General features: G+C 60.1%; 1 protein-coding gene. It reads left to right on the top strand.

From position 1 onward, the window contains the following. Positions 1-2,374 (top strand): Rib/alpha-like domain-containing protein (locus tag HMPREF3145_RS11800; RefSeq protein ID WP_246817507.1); only part of this gene is annotated, 2,374 nt, incomplete at its 5' end. Between the last annotated feature and the right edge of the window lie 648 nt (positions 2,375-3,022).

Below are 3,022 nucleotides of genomic sequence, written 5' to 3'. Positions count from 1 at the left end.
GCTGAAGAAGGACTCCATCAAGGTTGAGGGCCTCCCGGAGGGCCTGGAGTTCAAGAACGGCACAATCACCGGTACGCCGAAGAAGACGGTTGACGCTTCTGAAGAAAAGCCGAACGTCTCCGTTACCTACACGTTGGTGGATCAGGACGGCAAAGGGACCGAACACACCGACCTTGTCCCGCTGAAGGTCACCGACCAGGCCGGCAAGTACGACCCGCAGGGTAAGGACCAGGAGGTTGCGAAGAACGCTGAGCCGAAGGCTGAGGATTCGATCGCGAACAAGGAAGATCTTCCGAAGGGCACCAAGTACACCTGGAAGGATGCGCCGAAGACTGACACCTCTGGTGACAAGGAGGCTGTCGTTGTTGTGACCTACCCGGATGGCACCACTGATGAGGTGCCGGTGACGGTGAAGGTTGCCAAGGATCAGGCCGAGCAGCACGACCCGCAAGGCAAGGATCAGACGGTTGAGACTGGCAAGAAGCCGGATCCGAAGGACAACGTCAAGGACGCTGACAAGCTTCCTGAGGGCACGACCTTCAAGTACAAGGAAGATCCGGATACCTTTACTGCTGGGGATAAGCCGGTCACGGTCGTCGTCACCTACCCGGATGGTTCCACCGACGAGGTGCAGGCCACCGTGAAGGTGGAGGACCCGAAGCCTGCAGAGGATCCGACCCCGGAACAGCCGCAACCCGAGCAACCCCAGCCCGAGCCGACCCCGCAGCCGGAGCAGCCCCAGCCCGAGGACCCGAAGCAGTCCGACGCTGACACCTACGAGCCGCAGGTCCAGGACAAGACTGTCGCTCCGAACGAGGTCCCGGAGGCCAAGGACCACGTCACCAACATCGACGAGCTGCCGGAGGGCACGGCCTTCGAGTACGAGCAGGCGCCGGATACCTCCACTGAGGGCGACAAGCCGGTGACCATCGTTGCCACCTACCCGGATGGCACCACCGACAAGGTCAACGCCAACGTCAAGGTGCAGAAGAACGCGACCGACGCTGACAAGCACGACCCGCAAGGCCAGGACCAGAAAGTCAAGACTGGCGGCACCCCGGATCCGAAGGGCAACATCAAGGATGCCGATAGCCTGCCGGAAGGAACCACCTTCGAGTACAAGAAGACCCCGGATACCTCGAAGCCGGGCGTCTACGACGTCACCGTTGTTGTGACCTACCCGGACGGTTCCACCGACGAGGTGCAGACGACCATCACCGTTGGTACTGATGCGGACCGTTTCGTGCCGGAGTACGACGACCTCACGAGCGTGCCGGTTGATGGTGAGAAGAACACCAATGATCCGTTCGGCACCAAGGCACCGGTGAAGAATACGGAGGCGAAGCCGACCGCGGATTCGGACGCCGACAAGTGGACCTTCACCCCGCAGGACAACGGCGTGATCAACGCGAAGGCTCCTTCGATGAAGGACGTCGCGGAAAAGGTCGAGGCGCACCTGCCGGAGATCAAGAGCACCGATGCGAAGAAGCGTTGGGACAAGTTCTTCGAAACCTTCAAGCCGTTCGCCCGCCCGTCCGTTGCTGTCGGCTTCACCTACGAGGACGACTCGACCAACGCCGCGACCGCCAACTTCGACCTGGTCGGCAAGGATGGCAAGTCGCTGCTGGATCCGAATGGTGACTTTGATGGTGATGGACACAGCAACCGCGAGGAGGTGGAGAAGGGTGCCAACCCGGCCGATGATCAGTCGAAGCCAGACACCACGGCACCGACTATCGACGACATCACCCCCGGCGCCAAGACCATCACCGGCAAGGGCGACCGCCCTGGCGAGACCATCATCGTGACCTGGCCAAACGGCAAGACCACCACGACCACGACCGGCAAGGACGGCAAGTGGAAGGTCAACGTCCCGGCGGACGTCAACCTGAAGACCGGTGACGAGATCCAGGTTGTCGACGGCGCCGGCAACAGGGCCACCGCAAAGGTCGGCATCGACACGGGCAAGTGCGTTGCCACCTCCGTCGGCTTCGGGCTGCCGCTGATCGCGCTGCTGCCAATCGGTCTGGCTACCCAGATCCAGATCCCGGGCCTGTCCGAATTCGCCGCTCAGGCGAATGCACAGATCCAGGCCGCGAACACGCGCCTCCAGCAGCAGTTGGGCGTGTTCAACCCGCAGGTCGCCGCTCAAGCGGACGCCGTGAACGCGAAGTTGGCCCAGTACGGTACTGACATCGCAACCGTTGTTGGCGGTCTCGCGTTGATCGCCGCGGGCATCTTGGCTGGCACGATCATCTACGACAACTGCTCGCCCAACGGCGGCTCGTCCGTGAAGAACCTCGAACTCAAAGGATCTTCCGGCAACACCTACGCTGGCTCCTCCAAGGAGACCGCGGCTCCGGAAAAGAAGTAACTCCGTAGCCAAACGCCTTTACTAAAGGCACCTTCCTCGAAGCCGTCGCCCCGCTCACCACACCGGTGAGCGGGGCGACGGCGTTTGTGCGCATTGCCTATCGACGACCCCACGTCCCCCAACCACCCCCTAAAGGAGGGGCGTAGCTATAACTGAAAAAACCTTAGGTTTGGAAAACTGCTGGTAATGGTCTGATTTATGGATTGGTGCTGTAGCGAACGGATGTCCAATCGTCGGGGGGGGGGCTATCAATTGCCCTGTGGCGGCCATTCCTTATCTCTGAACAGGGAAAATGGCCCTGGGTGTGGCCTAGTGTCTTGTAAATCGCCACGGGTGACGCGTGCCATGTGTTGGTGTAAAGCGACAGTGGCAGTGCGGTTTTGTCCGCCTTGGCATTGTGTGTAAAGCCTTAAAACGCATAAACGTAACATCATGAACACCTGTCATATCTATTGCTGACATATGTCACCTTCCTTACGCTTGTCTATGTGGGCTCTGCGTGGCGAGTGTCCGAAATTGCTGCAGACAGCAGGGCTTATCTAACCGAAATTGTCATTTTCGAGGAAGGAATTTTCGGTGAAGAAGAATTACATCGCTCGTCGTCGCGGCACGTCGGTGGCTGCGGCTGCGTTGTCGTTTGCGTTGGTT

Source organism: Corynebacterium sp. HMSC05C01, assembly GCF_001807155.1.
GTDB lineage: Bacteria > Actinomycetota > Actinomycetes > Mycobacteriales > Mycobacteriaceae > Corynebacterium > Corynebacterium coyleae.
This window is presented reverse-complemented; position numbering and strand designations above follow the sequence as displayed.